This window comes from Plantibacter flavus (genome assembly GCF_900177615.1).
Taxonomy (GTDB): domain Bacteria; phylum Actinomycetota; class Actinomycetes; order Actinomycetales; family Microbacteriaceae; genus Plantibacter; species Plantibacter flavus.
Map to the genome: position 1 here is coordinate 941694 of NZ_FXAP01000001.1, position 14952 is coordinate 956645.

Annotated in this window: 15 protein-coding genes; 7 read left to right on the forward strand and 8 right to left on the reverse strand. The window is 70.3% G+C overall.

What is annotated here, in order from left to right; all coding sequences use genetic code 11:
- Positions 1 to 30: 30 nt before the first annotated feature.
- Positions 31 to 648 (reverse strand): hypothetical protein, encoded by a 618-nt coding sequence (locus B9Y95_RS04475; RefSeq protein ID WP_085510755.1) that lies wholly within the window; start codon positions 646 to 648, stop codon positions 31 to 33.
- A gap of 184 nt (positions 649 to 832) precedes the next feature.
- Between B9Y95_RS04475 and B9Y95_RS04480 the strand changes: the two genes are divergently transcribed.
- The 5 genes from B9Y95_RS04480 (at position 833) to B9Y95_RS04500 (ending at position 7045) form a co-directional block, all read left to right on the forward strand.
- On the forward strand, positions 833 to 1762 hold the full coding sequence (locus B9Y95_RS04480; protein ID WP_085510756.1) for a WcbI family polysaccharide biosynthesis putative acetyltransferase: 930 nt from the start codon (positions 833 to 835) through the stop codon (positions 1760 to 1762).
- Positions 1759 to 3069 carry a glycosyltransferase family 2 protein gene (locus B9Y95_RS04485; RefSeq protein ID WP_234993959.1) on the forward strand — a complete coding sequence of 437 codons (1311 nt, stop codon included), beginning with the start codon at positions 1759 to 1761 and terminating at the stop codon, positions 3067 to 3069. The genes B9Y95_RS04480 and B9Y95_RS04485 overlap by 4 nt, the downstream gene beginning before the upstream one ends.
- Positions 3070 to 3204: 135 nt before the next feature.
- Positions 3205 to 4104, forward strand: coding sequence for an SDR family oxidoreductase (locus tag B9Y95_RS04490; RefSeq protein WP_085511059.1), 900 nt, complete (start codon positions 3205 to 3207; stop codon positions 4102 to 4104).
- The gene (locus tag B9Y95_RS04495) at positions 4101 to 5501 is read left to right on the forward strand and encodes an alpha/beta fold hydrolase (RefSeq protein WP_085510758.1); all 1401 of its coding nucleotides are present in this window, start codon (positions 4101 to 4103) and stop codon (positions 5499 to 5501) included. Before B9Y95_RS04490 ends, B9Y95_RS04495 begins: the two co-directional genes overlap by 4 nt.
- 11 nt (positions 5502 to 5512) lie before the next feature.
- Positions 5513 to 7045: a GMC family oxidoreductase gene (locus B9Y95_RS04500; protein ID WP_085511060.1), complete on the forward strand. Its 1533-nt coding sequence runs from the start codon at positions 5513 to 5515 to the stop codon at positions 7043 to 7045.
- A gap of 71 nt (positions 7046 to 7116) precedes the next feature.
- Here B9Y95_RS04500 and B9Y95_RS04505 read toward each other — a convergent pair whose 3' ends face one another.
- From B9Y95_RS04505 to B9Y95_RS04520, 4 genes are all read right to left on the reverse strand, one after another.
- The gene (locus tag B9Y95_RS04505) at positions 7117 to 7764 is read right to left on the reverse strand and encodes a M23 family metallopeptidase (protein WP_159453328.1); all 648 of its coding nucleotides are present in this window, start codon (positions 7762 to 7764) and stop codon (positions 7117 to 7119) included.
- Positions 7765 to 7889: 125 nt separating this feature from the next.
- Entirely contained in the window at positions 7890 to 8546 is a 657-nt protein-coding gene (locus B9Y95_RS04510) for a DsbA family protein (RefSeq protein WP_085510760.1), read from the reverse strand.
- A gap of 256 nt (positions 8547 to 8802) precedes the next feature.
- Complete coding sequence (locus tag B9Y95_RS04515; protein WP_143736328.1) at positions 8803 to 9225, reverse strand: hypothetical protein; 423 nt, start codon at positions 9223 to 9225, stop codon at positions 8803 to 8805.
- Positions 9226 to 9645: 420 nt separating this feature from the next.
- Positions 9646 to 10581: an SDR family NAD(P)-dependent oxidoreductase gene (locus B9Y95_RS04520; RefSeq protein ID WP_085510762.1), complete on the reverse strand. Its 936-nt coding sequence runs from the start codon at positions 10579 to 10581 to the stop codon at positions 9646 to 9648.
- Positions 10582 to 10667: 86 nt separating this feature from the next.
- Between B9Y95_RS04520 and B9Y95_RS04525 the strand changes: the two genes are divergently transcribed.
- Positions 10668 to 11210 (forward strand): TetR/AcrR family transcriptional regulator, encoded by a 543-nt coding sequence (locus tag B9Y95_RS04525; RefSeq protein ID WP_085510763.1) that lies wholly within the window; start codon positions 10668 to 10670, stop codon positions 11208 to 11210.
- 113 nt (positions 11211 to 11323) lie between these two features.
- The gene (locus tag B9Y95_RS04530; protein ID WP_085510764.1) at positions 11324 to 12052 is read left to right on the forward strand and encodes a hypothetical protein; all 729 of its coding nucleotides are present in this window, start codon (positions 11324 to 11326) and stop codon (positions 12050 to 12052) included.
- A 27-nt stretch (positions 12053 to 12079) separates the two neighbouring features.
- Here the strand turns inward: B9Y95_RS04530 and B9Y95_RS04535 are convergent, their stop codons facing one another.
- From B9Y95_RS04535 to B9Y95_RS04545, 3 genes are all read right to left on the reverse strand, one after another.
- The gene (locus B9Y95_RS04535) at positions 12080 to 13024 is read right to left on the reverse strand and encodes a GNAT family N-acetyltransferase (RefSeq protein WP_123539710.1); all 945 of its coding nucleotides are present in this window, start codon (positions 13022 to 13024) and stop codon (positions 12080 to 12082) included.
- A 94-nt stretch (positions 13025 to 13118) separates the two neighbouring features.
- A complete protein-coding gene (locus B9Y95_RS04540; RefSeq protein WP_085510766.1) occupies positions 13119 to 13880 on the reverse strand; it encodes an SDR family NAD(P)-dependent oxidoreductase in 762 nt (253 codons plus the stop codon).
- A 103-nt stretch (positions 13881 to 13983) separates the two neighbouring features.
- Positions 13984 to 14889, reverse strand: coding sequence for a LysR family transcriptional regulator (locus tag B9Y95_RS04545; RefSeq protein ID WP_085510767.1), 906 nt, complete (start codon positions 14887 to 14889; stop codon positions 13984 to 13986).
- Between the last annotated feature and the right edge of the window lie 63 nt (positions 14890 to 14952).

Consider the following 14952-nt stretch of genomic DNA (forward strand, 5'->3'; position numbering starts at 1 on the left):
CGTGCAGCTCGGCGAGGTCGTGCCGTGATCTCAGAGGAAGGACAGCGCCGGAGGCCCGCGCAAGGCGGTCGTCTCCGGATACACGCCGAGTGGGCGCAGGATCGGCACGTCACGCTGCGGCAGCACCCGGGCGGGCAGCACCGGCGACGCCAGAGCTGCGAGGACCGCGGGCACCAGCCGTGCGAGGACGAACTCCGTGATGGCTGCGGCCGTCGACAGCAGCGTCTCAGCTCGGTGGAGCGCGGCGATGGTCACGAGGCCGGCGACGAGGTGGGCGAACCACATGCCGGCACCGGCGTGCCCGTCGTGCATCATCGGCATGGACGACGTGTCGAGGATCACCGGTGATCCGTGGGAGAGGTGTCCGCTCGGCGTCGCCGTCGAGGTGGTGCCCTGGGCGGTGCCGAGGACGAAGAGCGTGTGGAACAGGACCTGACTCACCGCGACGGAGACGGACAGACGGACGATCGACAGCCGTCTGCCCGCAAGCAGGACGCAGACGAGCGTCGAGAACACGAGAGGCACGACGACACCGAGGACGCCGGGCATGGTGCCGCCGCCGGCGACGTGCGACAGGAGTGCGACGAAGGTCGAGAACGCCGCGGCGACCACACCACGAAGGGTGCGGGTCGAGCGGGTGGACGACATGTGCCCATTCTTGCAGACCGTCATCACCGTCATGAGGCCACGCCGTGCCGCCAGCGCGCCGTGCCAGCCCGATCGAGCGCGGTGCGGACGCGCGTGTCCGGCGCTGATCGCAGACCTCGGCGTCCCGGCGCAACCCCGATGCGGCAGGGCCGCGTCACGCTCGGCGACGGTATACCGTCGACGCATGAGCCACACCCCGGAACCGGGTACGACCGCTGCGCCCGCAGGGTCGCCGGTCGATGCACGCCGCCGGCACTACGCGGAGTTCTACGGACTCGCGCCCCTGCCGACGGACTTCGGGGTGGTGCTCGGCAACTGCCAGGCGGAATCCCTGCGCACCGTCATGGATGCACCGGACCGCAGGTTCGTGCGCGTGCCTGCCGTGCATGAGATGACCCCCGAGGATGCGGAGCGGCTGCACGAAGTGGTGGGCGCCGCGCACACCGTGGTGTCGCAACCCGTTCGGGACGACTACCACGGTCTGCCGCTCGGCACGCGTCAGGTGGCAGCCTCCACGAGCGGCCGTGTGCTCACGGTGACGCCGGTGCGCTTCGGGGGCCTGCATCCGTTCCAGGCTGCCGTCCGGGTCCCCGGCGTCGAGGAGAACCCGCCGATCGTGGCGTACCACGACGTCCGGACGCTCGCGGCCGCCGCAGGCCTCCCCGTCGCGTCTGCGCTCCAGCCGGCCGCCGTGCGCGCGATCGGCCGCGCCTCCGTCGAGGAACTGCGGAGACGCGAGGCCGCGACCGACGTGCCGGTCTCCGACCTCTTCGACTCGGTGACCGCCGACCACGTGCGCACCGTCAACCACCCGGGGAATGCGATCTGGTTGCCGCTCGGCGCCCGCATCCTCGAAACCCTGGGCACCACTGGCAGCGTCACCGACCCCGGACGCCCCCTGCTGAACGCGGTGCGCGCACCCCTCGCACCCGAGGTCGTCGACGCCTGGTCGTTGACGGACGAGCCCCGCGACCACTGGATCCTCGAGGGCGTCGAGGTGGACGACGCCGAGGTGCGCGTCGCCCACACCGATTGGTATGCGTCCCACCCTGAGTTCGTCGCCGCTGCCGTCGACCGACTCGCGGCCCTGCTCTCCGTGTGGCGCAACGCGTGACCGGGAGTGCGCAGCCGTGGGTCGTCGGCAACCGGTGGGACACGCTCGACGACGTCCATCCTGATCCGCTGCCGCGCGTCTCCGTCATCGTCGCCCACTACGACCAGCCCGGCGAGCTGCTGCGGACCCTGCACGCCCTCGCCGCGCAGGACTACCCGCGTCACCTCCTGGAGGTGATCGTCGCCGACGACGGATCCCCGGGTGACGTGTCGGTGCCGGAGAACGTGATCCTCGTCCGGCAGGAGGACCAGGGGTTCCGGCTTGCCGCCGTCCGCAACCTGGGCGTGCGGGCGAGCAGTGGCGAGGTGTTGTGCTTCCTCGATGCCGACACGGTCCCCGAGCCGGGGTACGTGCGCGCGCTCACGCGGCTCCCCGCCCTGTTGCCCGAAGCAGTCACGGTGGGGCGGCGTCGCCACGCCGACTTCAGCGGGATCGCCCCGGAGACACCGGTCGCCGAGGCGGCCGCCGGCCGTGAGCTCGCCGAACCGGCGTGGCTCACCGAGGAGTACGCGCGCAGTCGGGATCTGCGCGACGCCGACGACCGTTCCTATCGATTCATGATCGGCGCGGTCATCGCATGCTCGCGGAGCCTGTTCGACGAGGTCGGCGGATTCGACGAGTCCTTCACCTCGTACGGCGGTGAGGACTGGGAGTGGGCGCACCGCATGTGGCAGGCGGGAGCGGTCTTCGCCAATGTCCCGACCGCGGTGGCCTGGCACGACGGCCCCGAGTGGGCCGAGCGCGACGGCTCAGGCATGGACCGCGCGAACGCCCAGACCATGCGGCTCCTCTCGTCGATCCCGGTGGCGGGGTCCGCGCCGCGGGCGCTGTGGTCGGACACGGCGGATCTTCTCGTTCGATTGCGGGGCACCCATACGGCGGCCGCTCGGTTCGTCGCGGCGGACTCGCTGTTCAGTGCCTTCCCGCAGGCCCGGTTCGTCCTCGAGGACGGCGGAGCGGAGGAGCTCGGGGGAGACCCGCGCGTCCTCCGTGCATCAGCCGGAGTCGACGCCCGAGTGACGTGGGAGCTCGACCGTCCGATCGTGATCCTCGACCCGACGTGGATCGTCGATCTCGTCGACCGCCTCGGCACCGGAGACGTGGGCACCGTCGAGCTGATCGACACGGACGGCGCGTCGCTCGGCCACCTCCGATCCCGACGGGCCAGGCGGCGTGAGGAACGTTGGGGCACACCCGCCGCCTTCGAGACGCAGCAGCTCGTCGCCGACGGCGTCCACCAGCTCCGACCCGATCCCTGGGTGGCGGCCTGGGTCGGCGGCTGGGGCGGACCCTCGTCGTTCTGTTGACCCGATCGGCGACGACGTGCTCCGCGCATGGATCACGCGGCCCGAACGCAGGCCCTCCGTCGGACGTCTGCACCACCGGACGCGCTGAGTGCAACCCCACCGGTTCCGGCCTGCGTCTCGTTTAGCGTGGTCGTCATGTCTCCGCGCGACCAGTACGACCTGACCAACCCCGTGACCCAGTACGACCGGGTCGAGCCCCCGCTGCAGCACCAGCCGGAGCCCGGCGTGCAGGCCAGGATGACCCCCGTTCCCGACCTCGGTGAAGCGAGCTACCGGGGCAGCGGACGCCTGACCGGTCGGAAGGCGCTCATCACGGGCGGCGACTCCGGTATCGGTGCTGCCACGGCGATCGCCTTCGCTCGCGAAGGCGCGGACGTGGTCATCGCCCACCTCCCCGGTGAGGAGGAGGACGCCGAGCATGTGCTGTCGCTCATCGCCGACGCAGGGCGCCGAGGCAAGGCGATCGTCGCCGACATCTCGCACGCCGACCAGTGCCGTCGGCTCGTCGCGGAGGCCGCCGACTTCCTCGGAGGCCTGGACGTCCTCGTCAACAACGCGGGCAAGCAGATCGCGGTCGACCGGGTGGAAGACCTCAGCGACGAGCAGTTCGAGGAGACGTTCCGGACGAACGTGTTCGCGAACTTCTGGATCACCAAGGCGGCGCTCGAACACCTGGGCGAGGGCGCGAGCATCGTGAACACGGCGTCGCTCGAGGCGTACAAGCCGTCACCCGACCGGCTCGACTACGCGGCGACGAAGGCCGCGATCAACAACCTCTCGAAGGGGCTCGCGCTGCAGCTCGCCTCGCGCGGGATCCGCGTGAACGTCGTCGCCCCCGGCCCCGTGTGGACCGCGTTGCAGGTCTCCGACGGCGTCTCCGACGAGCAGATGGAGCACTTCGACGACGAGAACACGTATCAGCGTGCCGGACAGCCGGCCGAGCTCGCGCCGGCGTACGTCTACCTCGCCTCGGCGGAGTCCGGTTACGTCTCCGGCGCCGCGCTGAACGTCAACGGCGGCATGGTCACCCCGTGACCGCGGCTGCGAGCACGGTCTTCTTCCTCCCCGGGCTCGGGCTCGACGCCGCCGCGGTCGCACCCGTGGCTCGTGAGCTCGACGCGCGGTTCAGGGTGATCACCGTCGAGCTGCCCGGCCAGGGCGACACGGCCGACGCGCCGGACGGCTCCGTCGAGTCGCAGGTCGACGCTGCCCTCGCCGTGATCGCGGAGCAGGCCGACGGCGGACCCTGGATGCTGTGCGCCCACAGCATGGGCGGCAAGGTCGCCGCCGGGATCGCCGCCCGGGTCCGCGGGGGCGACGTCCCCGTCTTCGGCCTCCTCGGTGTCGTGCTCCTGGCCCCGTCACCGCCCACGCCGGAGCCGATGCCGGACGCCAAGCGCCACCAGATGCTCACCTGGGTCGAGGACGGTCCCATCGCCGAGGCGGACGCACAGACCTTCGTCGACGACAACGTGGGTGCATCCCTGCCGGCCGAGCTGCAGGCCGCCGCCGTGGCGTCCGTGCAGGCCATGTCGCCGGTCGCGTGGCGCCGCTGGCTGGAGCAGGGCAGCGTGGAGGACATCGCGTCCTCCGTCGGCGCACTCGACCTCCCGTGCACCGTGCTCGCCGGAGACCAGGACGATGCTCTCGGAGCCGCAGTGCAGCCGGAGCTGCTCTCGGACGTCTACCCCCGCGCACGATTCGTGTCGCTCGCCGGAGCCGGACATCTGCTCTCCTTCGAGCGTCCCGTCGAGGTGGCGCGCGCGATCACCGAACTCTGGGACGAGATCGTCGCCCACAGTGCGATCGTCCCAGCCGAGTGGGGGCTCGTCATCGCGTCCCCGCGGACCACGCCGCGGGCGCGGAGTGCGCTGGCATGCCGCGCCTTGCCGGACGACCCCCGATACCGGCCCCGCGTGCTGAGCGTGGAACAGCTGGAGCTGCTCCGCGCCGTCGCCGATCGCCTGGTTCCGCAGCCGGCGGGTGGGCGGATCGACCTCGCAGCGCGGGTCGACGCCGACCTCGCAGCCGGCGGTGGCGACGGATGGCGGCCGGTCGGAGGACTCACCGACGACGAGGCCTACCGCGCCGGGTTGGATGACCTCCGAACCGCTTGGCCGGACTCGGCCGAGGACCAGGATGCGTTGATCGGAGCCGTGATCGACGGCCAGGGCGTTCCAGGGGGCGCCATCGACGCGGACGATTTGCGGCGCTGGTTCGAGGACCTGCGCGTGGACGTCACGCGGGAGTGGCTCATCCACCCCGCGTCGTTGGCCCGGGTCGGGTACGACGGGTTCGCGACCGGCGCTGAAGACGTCGACTTCGCCGGCTACCGCGAGCTCGGTGCCGACACCCGGGATGACTGGGAGCCCGCCGACCTCGGCGCCGCACCCGCCCCCACACCCGCACAGCAGCAGGAGGACACAGCGTGAACCTGGACGCGATGAAGACCTATGACCACGACGACAGCGTCGATGTCGTGGTGGTCGGTACCGGTGCGGGTGGCGCACCACTGCTCGCGCGACTCGCGGAGGCGGGGCTGCGCGTCGTCGCGCTCGAGGCAGGGCCGAATCACGACCCCGCGGAGTCCACACCGGACGAGGTCGACGCGACGACGATCAACTGGATGTCCAGCCGGTTCAGCGGTGGAGAGGCTCCGACGGCGTTCGGTCCGAACAACAGCGGGTTCGGCGTCGGCGGTGGCACCGTCCACTGGGGCGCGTTCACGCCCCGTCCGGACGCCCGTGACCTGCGTCTGCGCAGCGAGACCGGCCTCGGCCGTGACTGGCCCGTCGACCATGCGGAGTTCACCCGATACGTCGAAGAGGTCGAGGCGACCATCGGTGTCTCAGGGCCCACGCCGTATCCGTGGGACCCGTCGCGCACCTACCTGTATGCCCCGCCGAAGCGCAACGCCCCGGCGGACCTCATGGCGAAGGGCGCCGAGTCGCTCGGCATCCGCGCGACCGACGCACCCGCCGCGATCATCACCCGCGACCGCGATCAGCCGCACCACGGCCTGCGACGCGCCACGACGAACGTCGGCTCGATCCACCAGGGCGAGCGCCACGGCGCGAAGGCGACGACCGCCATCACGTACCTGCCTGCTGCGGTCGCGGCGGGAGCGGAGATCCGTCCGGACGCCGTCGTGCACACCATCGAACGGGATGCCCGCGGTCGGGTGACGGGCGTCGTCTATCGCCAGGACGGCGTCGACAAGCGGCAGCGCTGCGAGGTGCTCGTGTTGGCCGGCGGCGGGGTGGAGACCCCTCGGCTCCTGCTGCACAACGACGTCGCGAACACCAGCGGTCAAGTCGGACGGAACTTCCTCGCCCATGGTGCGGTGCAGGTGTGGGGGCGGTTCGACGAGCAGATCCGCGGCTACCGCGGCTACCCGTCGGCGCTCATCACCGAGGACTTCGTCCGCCCTGACGGTGCGGACTTCGCCGGAGGGTATCTGCTCCAGAGCCTCGGCGTCATGCCGTTCAACTACGCGGCCACCCTCGTGCGCGGCGGCGGTCTCTGGGGCACCGAGCTGGTCGACGAGCTCGACGCGTCGCGGTACAACGCCGGCATCGGGATGAACGCCGAGTGTCTGCCCGCCGACGGCAACCGGCTCGAGCTGTCGTCGGAGGAGGACGAATGGGGTCTGCCGCGTGCGACCATCTCGTTCTCGCCCGGCGACAACGAGCAGGCCATCGACCGCCACGCCATCCGCACGATGACGGACATCCTCACGGCAGCCGGGGCACGGAGCACCAGGGTGCTCGCGCGCACGGCGCACACGCTCGGCACGTGCCGGATGAGCGACGATCCGAGTGACGGCGTGGTGGACGGTGACGGTCGATCGCACGACATCGACAACCTGTGGATCTGCGACAACTCGACGTTCCCGAGCGCGCTCTCCGCAAACCCGGGCCTGGCGCAGATGGCGTTGTCGCTGCGCACGGCCGACCGGATGCTCGCGGCACGGTAGCCGCCACAGCACGGCTCGGCGAGGAGCCGGACCGTGCTGTGGCGGCCGGGCCAGGGGCGGCCTTCACCGGCTCACAGCTGCACGTTCGCCTGCAACCACGCGAACGGGTCGATGGGGTCGGAGCCGTTCCGGAGGAGTTCAAGATGCAGGTGCGGGCCGGTGCTCTGTCCCGTGTCACCGACGGTGCCGACCGCCTGTCCGACGGTCACGGGTCGACCCGCTTCGAGCTGCAGGGAACCGAACTGCATGTGCGCGTACACGCTGGTGTAGCGCTGTCCGTCCACCACATGGTCGATCATCGCGTAGACCCCGAGACCGGTATCGGATGAGCCGGTCTCACGGACCACGCCGTCGGCGATCGCCTGGACCTGCGTGCCCTCGCCAGGGATCAGATCGAGACCCTTGTGGAAGGTCGAGCACCCGCTGCACGGGGCGGCACGAGGACCGAAGTCGTCGCTGAGCGGCACGCCGGTGACGAACGGCCATTGGATCGGCGACGCCGGGTTGTTGATGAAGGTCGCCGCCGTGCGTGCTGGCGCGGCTGCCGCGTTTCGCCGCTCGATCTCCTCGATGGACGTGGCCGAGTACCCGTCACGCGCCACGATCTCGAACCCACCGGCGGTGACTTCGAGCGATTGGCTCTCGCGTTCGCCCGACGCAGACGGGGAGACCGCGTGGACGTCGGGGAACAACGCGGCCGCCGGGATCGAGGTCGCCACGACCATCGCGCCGACGAACGTGACAGCGAGTGTCGCGACGGATCGCCTGGCGCTGGGTCGGCGGGTCGACCTGGACTGCCGAGTGGATGCCGAGGCGGTAGTCGACCCGGTCGTCGTCCGGGCCGTCATTTCGCGAGCGCCGCGTCGAGGGCGTTGCGGAGGTCGGCTTCGGAGCGCAGCTCGATCTGCTCGTCGTTCACGAAGACCGTCGGTGTGCCTTCGACGCCGAGCGCGCGACCCGCATCGAAGTCGGACGCGACGCGTTCCTGCGTCGCCGGGTCGGCGACCGCCGCGTCGTACATCGCCAGGTCGAGGCCGAGATCCTCGGCGAACGTCCGGAACAGTGGCGCTTTGGACTCCTGCTGCTCGCCCCATTCCGCCTGTGTCTCGAACATGCGGCTGTACATCGCCTCGAACCGCCCCTGCTGCGCTGCCGCCTCGACCGCGACGGCGGCGTTCATCGAGTTGCGGTGCGAGGGGATCGGGAAGTACCGGACGACGAAGGTGACGCGGTCGCCGTATTCCGCGCGCAGCTGTTCGATGACCGGGTACACGGCACCGCACACCTCGCACTCGAAGTCGAGGAACTCGACGAGGGTGACGGTGCTGCCGTCCGGTTCCGTGAGGCGGTGGCTGTCGTCGGCCACGGCAGGTACTCCGCCTCGACTGTCGCCGACTCCCGGCTGGGCGGATGGTTTCACGACGGCGTACACGGCCATGGTGGCGATGAGCAGGGCGACAGCGATGAGTGAGCCGATCGTCCATCTGGTGCTGGTCTTCATGGGTGGTTCCTTCTCCTGCGGAGCTGATGCATCGGGCGGGTTCGTGCGGTGCGTGGGGTCGCTCGACCATCGCCGATGTCCGACTGCGCCGGAGACCACCGACGACAGGGCGGGGCCTCCGCGTCCTGCCGAGGTCGCGCGCGCGGCGACGGCGCGTCGGCGCGCAGCTGCATTCGGCGCGCGCAGGTGGAATCCCCGAACTGGGAGACGACAGCGCTGGCGAGCAGCGGACGGCGCGTGGGAGCGACCGCGTGAATCAGGTCCGGCTGATCGACAGTTCGGTCAGGGAGACGGGCGGACCGTCCGTTCGCCCCGTCTGGGAGGCGGCCGGGGGAGAGGACGCTACCGCGTCGACGACGGCGACCTCGCGGAACGGTTGGTCGCCGACCACCTTCGCCGTGGGTACGGCGACGCTGCAATCGGTGGATTCGGTGCTGTGCCGACCGTGGCCGTCGAATGCGCAACCACCCAGCAGGGTGTCGCCGCCAGGGGACAGGTCCACCGGTGCCGCGTCAGGCGTCCAGACCGCGGCTGTGCTGGGCCCGGCTGTGTCGTCGCCGCTCGGCTGGATCGCGAATAGACCCGTCACGGTGATGACGGCGAGGATGAACACGACCAGCAGGCGCGGGAGATCCACCGAAGCGATCGTCGCCGATGGCGACGCGGACGATGGATGCACGGGTCAATCGTATGGGTGGGCACTGTCCGTGAACCTGGCAAGGCGCCGACCAGCGCGACCTCAGATCACGACGACGGCTTCGCAACCTCGGGAGGGGGCAGAGCCAGGTCGGGAGCCAGCCGTTCGCCTTCACGACGACGATGGCCGCGGCGCTCGGTCGCGCCTCCAGCACGGTGTAACCGGCAGCGCTCGGATCGGCGGCGCTCGGGAATGACAACCGAGCCTGATAGATCGGATCGGGGAACCCGTAGCGACGCAGTTTCTCGACGCGGATGATGCACACCACGACGCGCACGAGCAGTGGGTCGAGGTGCTCCGTGCATTCATCGATGCGCAGTGAGATGACACGCACCGCATCAGGCCGGGCCCATCCCACCGGACGTGCCGGCTCGACGAGGCGGGCACCGGGCTCGGCTCGCGTCAGGCGCCGACGTCGATGGGCACGCCAGCGAGGTCCTCGACCTGCCGCCAGAGGGACGACGCCGCGTCGGCCGCCGGCGTAGCAGTCCTGGCCATCGGAGCGATGGCGACGGGAGCGCCCCGAAGTCGGCCAACCGGCGAGAAGTACTCGCCACCCCGGACTTCGGGATCCGTGAGCGCCCTGACTGCGGACCAGGCGGCGGTGTCCTTCCCTTGTGCCCAAGGCGTGTAGGGATTCCACTGGTAGGGAGTCGTGTCGTCGCGGATGCCAGGTCGCTCCGGGGTCTTCGCATCGACGCCGACACCCGGCCGGGTCACGACCGATGCGACAGGCAGTCCGGCCGCTCGGAGTCTGCGGTCGAGCTCGAAGGCGAAGACCTCTGTCGTGGTCTTGGCCTTGGTGTAGGCCACGACCCCGATCGCGGGCACCTGGCGGAGGTCGTCAACGCTGACACGCAACAGTTGGACGAACCCGGTCGAGGTGTGGACGATCCGAGCCCCCGTGCCGTGATCCACGGCCGTGGCGACCAATGTCGGGAGCAACCTGGCCAACAGTCGGGCGTTGGCGGCCACGTGGGTGCCGAGCAGGAGGGGCAATCCGTCCGCAGTCAGCTCGCGTCGGTTCATGCTCATCGCACCGCCGTTGAGCAGGACGGCGTCGAGACGGGGGAGCAAGGCGAGTTCGGCAGCGGCCTCGTCGACGGCGGCGAGCGAGCCGAGCTCGAGTGCTACGTGGCGGACCCGGGCCTGCGGGACCCGGCTCCGAATGGAGGAGGCAGCCCGTCGCAGCTTGTCATGCGATCGAGAGGCGAGCACGACGTCCGCGCCGGCGGCAGCGAGCTGCTCCGCGGCGAAGTACCCGATTCCGGCGGTGGAACCGGTCACGACGATGGTTCGTCCGGTCTGGTCTGGCAGCCGGGCGGGGTCCCAGGTCATACTGTCCTCATTTCTTAAGCGGATGATCTATCCGTTTGGACAGTAGCACAAGCGGATAGACCATCCGTTTGCCGTAGAGTGGTCCTATGGCCGCTCTCCGTTCCGACGCAGCACGTAGCCGGGCGAGCATCCTCGATGTCGCCCGGGCCCATGACCGCGCGACGCTTCGACTCAACGACGTCGCCCGCGAGGCCGGGGTCGGGGTCGGAACCGTCTACCGGCACTTCCCGACGGTCCACGCACTCATCGAAGCGCTTTCAGCCGACGCGCTCGACGCGATGCTCGAGACCTCTCGGCGTGCCGCAGCCGAGCCGGATCCGGGCGATGGGCTGGCGCTCTACCTCGGTTCGGCACTCAGGCTGCAGCTGGAGGACGGCGGTCTGCAGGCTGTCCTCCTCTCGCCGGAGGACGAGGCCGACTCCGTGCGGAACGTCAAACGCGAGATCTTCGAATCCTTCACGACCGTCCTCGAGGCGGCCCGCGCCGCGGGTGCCGTCCGCGCCGATCTCACGGTCGATCGTCTGTCGCACCTCGTGTGCGGAATCGAGCACGCGGTGCGGCTCGGTACTCCCGAAGACCTGCCCCTCCTCCTGCAGGTGATGCTCGACGGGCTGAAGCCTCGACCGTGATCACCGGCTCAGCTTCGATGGACCCGACTTCGGCGAACTCGGCCGCGCCGTGCGGACGGTTCTGGGTGGCCCTGTCGCCTTCCCCCGGCACGCGGTCGGCGTAAGGTCGGCACATGCACCCCGAGCGAACCCGCCGGCCGGCCCTGCGGCGAGCACCATCGAGGCCGCCGGCCGCGTCATCCACGGCGGCAGGCTGGAACGCCTTCCTACTCCGACCTGAGGCGAGAGCGTGGATCAGTGCCACCGAGCGTGGACAGCGACAGCCTGAGGTCGGCGACGTCGCGCTGGAGGTCCTGCTCCTGGAGTACCGTCGCCCGGCCCGCCTGGCGCTCGGGCTCGTCTCGTCCGTAGCACTCGTCGTGGCCGCCACCCTCTCCGTCGCGACCGTCACCGTCCTCGGTCCGTTCTGGGTGGGGGAGAGCGGGGCGCTCTTCGGCTTCGTGGTCCTCATCGGGTTCGCGGTCGCGTTGACGAGCGTCTTCATCCTGCTCCGGCTGCAGGTCTCCGAGAACCGAATCATCCGCGCCATCTCCGTGTGGACCGGCGGGAACCGGCGGCCCGCCGGAGCCACAGACGGCGACTGCGCAGTCCGTGGACCGGCGGGAGGCGGCGACGACGCGCACCCTCTTCCTGTCGGTCTCGGGCGCAGGGATCGCCGCAACCGTCGTCTCGATGGTCTGGATGTCCTCCGCCGAAGGCGGATCGTTCGTGCTGCCACTCGTCGTCGCTGGGGTCTTGCAGGCGATCATCTGGCTCGCGGTCTGCTCCGGGGTCGTCCGCGTGCTGCGGTCGTCGCGGGTCTGACGAGCGCGGCGGTCGAACGTGACGCGGTGCTCAGCTGACACGGTCGGAACCGAGCCTCGGCGAAGCTACTGCTCGTGCACGATCCGAACGCGCGTGACCGAGAAACCGGCTCGTTCGAAGGCGCCGCGCATCGGGGTGTTCGCGGCGTCCGTGGTGCCGACGATCCGGTCCTGCCCCGACCCGTGGTGCACGTGGACCATCTCCGCCAGGAGGTCGTGCACGTACCCGTTTCCGCGATGCTCAGGGAGCACGCCCAGGTAACTGATGCTCGCGTCGTACGCCGTCCTCGTCGGGATGATGAATCCCACGGTCGTCCCGTCGAGCAGCTCTGCGACCCGCCACGCGTCCCGTTCACCGGGGAGCGATCGGTAGAACGCCAGGTCGTCGTCCGCGAGCGCCTCGAGTCCTTCGCGCGCGACCATGTCCTGCGTGTGCGCATCGAGGGTGCCGGTCGCGACCAGGGCGAAGAGCTCGTGGAACGCGTCGTCCGGGGCGGCAACGAAACGGAGGCGCTGCGATCGCGCCGACACCGCATCGGAGCTGGACCTCGCGAAACTGACTCGCTCGGTCGTGCGCGAGAACCCACCTGCGCGAGCAGCCTCGTGGCGCCAGCGCACCGCCTCCACGCTCGCAGCATCATCCGCCCAGGCAGGGGAGACGTCGACGTTGAACTCCAGTGCGGGTCCTGCGCCGAAGGCGTCCAGGCCGGCACGGATGAGTGCGGCGCCGATATGCTCCGGCTTCGCGGCCTCGACCGTGCTGGTGAGGCAGTCGAGTGTGGCGGGCCGGTTCGCGTCCGCTTGGCCCCACCAGAGTGCGCGTGCCACCGGGCGACCGTCCTGCTCGGCGATCCACGACCATTCCGGCCGATAGTTCCCACTTGCGAGTTCGGCGGTCAGCCGCTCCGGATCGACCCAGGCGACGGGTTCGTCGCAGCTCCACTCCTGTAGGAGGGGGACGTCGTCCGGGGTGGCTCGGCGGATGGTGAAGTCGTCACGGCTGTCGGTCATCGGTTCCAGCTTGGACAGGCGCGACTCGTTTGTCCAGGTTCTGACTGAACACCGGAGCGGCATCGCGGGCGGCGGAACGCGCGAGGTGCGCCGCCTAGTCGATGGTGTGGCCGCCGTTGACGGTGATCCGCTGGCCGGTGATGAAGCCGGTCCGGTCCGAGGCGAGGAAGGCGACGGTCTCCGCGATGTCCTCGATGGTGCCCATCCGCCCCATCGGCACCTCGGCCAGGTAGGCGGCGATCTCCTGCGGGGAGGCATCGGCGTGGCGCTCGACGGGGATCCATCCGGGTGCAACCAGGTTCACGGTGATCCCGGACGGTCCGAGTTCCCGAGCCCACGAACGGGTCAGGCCGAGCTGCGCCCCCTTCGCCGCGACGTAGGCGGACATCTCCGGCAGGGCTCGTTCGAACATGTCGGATCCGATCTGGATGATCCGGCCGAATCGTTGCTCGCGCATGTGCGGGACGGCCGCCCGTACCAGCAGCGTCGGGCTCTTCACGAAGAAATCCAACTGGGCGAGGTGGTCTTCCCAGTCGAGGTCGTCGATCGCGACCGTCGGTTGCGGCCCGGTGGCGTTGGCGACCAGGACCGCGATGGGACCCGCGGTTCCCGTGATGCGCTCGACGAGCGAGGCCACGGCTGCCTCATCCGTCACGTCCGCGCTGAACGCGTCGGCGGCACCACCGGCCTGGCGGATGGACTCGACGACCTCCGCAGCCTGGTCCGCCCCAGAGCGGTAGTTCACGGCGACGAAGTACCCCTCGGCCCCGAGTCGCCGGGCGATCCCCGCGCCGAGGCCTCTGGATGCGCCGGTCACCAATGCGACCCGTTGTCCTGCGAACGCGAGTGACGTCATCCTGCTCCTCTCCTGGTGGCGAGCTGCCGACCGGGTTCCCGGCCTCGCCGAGCCTGGTCTTCCCGAGGATACCCGTCGCATCCAGGCTGTCTCCGGCCGACCTTCACCCGAGCTGCGCGGCCGCGTCGCGGAGACACGCGATGAACGCGTCGTGGACCGGGCTTTCGTCCGTCCGTTCCTGACGAGCGGCCAGCAGGCGTGTCGTCGGCGACCCGGCGAGCGGCACGACGACGATCGACGGCGACACGAGCTGCCGCACCGACTCGGGCAGGATCGTCGTGCCCACGCCGGCTGCGACGAACCCGAGGGCGGTCTCCTGATGGACGACCTCCTCGACCACCTGCGTCCGACTCGACGTGCCGAGGACCTCCGCGACGCGGTCCACGAATCCGGGCATGAGCGCCCGCGGGTAGGAGATCATCGGGACGTCGATGAGCTCCTCCGCGGTGACCTCGAGTCGCCCTGCCAACGGGTGACCGACCGGGAGGCACGCAACGAGACGCTCCTCGAAGACGACCTCGGTCGTGAGCGCGGGGGAGCTGTCGGACGGCGTCTGCGGGACCTCGTCACGGACGATCCCGACGTCGAGCGTGCCGTCGCGGAGCCGGTCGAACTGCTCTCCTGAGGTCAACGGCACCAGGCGCAGCGTCACCCCGGGGCGGCTCGCCCGGAACAGCTGCACGACGCCGGGGAGGACCGTGTAGTTGGCCGAACTCACGAACCCCGCGGTGAGCTCCCCGGCGAGACCGTCGACGAAGTCGCGCATCTCACCCCGGACCGTGTCGAGCTCCTCGACGATGTGTCGTGCCCGCGCCTGGAGATGTCGTCCAGCCGGGGTCAGCGCCACCCGCCTCGTCGAACGGTCGAACAGCGCGGTGCCGACCTCCTGCTCGAGCCGTGCGACCTGGACGCTCAGCGGTGGCTGCGACATGTGCAGCCGTCGGGCGGCGCGACCGAAGTGGAGCTCCTCGGCGACGGCGAGGAAGTAGCGCAGCTGGCGGAGCTCCATCCCATCGACGATACGACCCTCGTATTACCGCGCTGTTTCGTCCAGATTGCGAGCGAAACGCTC

What these genes read in the sequence shown, in the direction of transcription:
- B9Y95_RS04475 (WP_085510755.1), bottom strand. Translation starts at nt 648, where the DNA reads ATGTCGTCCACCCGCTCGACCCGCACCCTTCGTGGTGTGGTCGCCGCG.
- B9Y95_RS04480 (WP_085510756.1), top strand. Translation starts at nt 833, where the DNA reads ATGAGCCACACCCCGGAACCGGGTACGACCGCTGCGCCCGCAGGGTCG.
- B9Y95_RS04490 (WP_085511059.1), top strand. Translation starts at nt 3,205, where the DNA reads ATGTCTCCGCGCGACCAGTACGACCTGACCAACCCCGTGACCCAGTAC.
- B9Y95_RS04500 (WP_085511060.1), top strand. Translation starts at nt 5,513, where the DNA reads ATGAAGACCTATGACCACGACGACAGCGTCGATGTCGTGGTGGTCGGT.
- B9Y95_RS04510 (WP_085510760.1), bottom strand. Translation starts at nt 8,546, where the DNA reads ATGAAGACCAGCACCAGATGGACGATCGGCTCACTCATCGCTGTCGCC.
- B9Y95_RS04520 (WP_085510762.1), bottom strand. Translation starts at nt 10,581, where the DNA reads ATGACCTGGGACCCCGCCCGGCTGCCAGACCAGACCGGACGAACCATC.
- B9Y95_RS04525 (WP_085510763.1), top strand. Translation starts at nt 10,668, where the DNA reads ATGGCCGCTCTCCGTTCCGACGCAGCACGTAGCCGGGCGAGCATCCTC.
- B9Y95_RS04530 (WP_085510764.1), top strand. Translation starts at nt 11,324, where the DNA reads ATGCACCCCGAGCGAACCCGCCGGCCGGCCCTGCGGCGAGCACCATCG.
- B9Y95_RS04535 (WP_123539710.1), bottom strand. Translation starts at nt 13,024, where the DNA reads ATGACCGACAGCCGTGACGACTTCACCATCCGCCGAGCCACCCCGGAC.
- B9Y95_RS04540 (WP_085510766.1), bottom strand. Translation starts at nt 13,880, where the DNA reads ATGACGTCACTCGCGTTCGCAGGACAACGGGTCGCATTGGTGACCGGC.
- B9Y95_RS04545 (WP_085510767.1), bottom strand. Translation starts at nt 14,889, where the DNA reads ATGGAGCTCCGCCAGCTGCGCTACTTCCTCGCCGTCGCCGAGGAGCTC.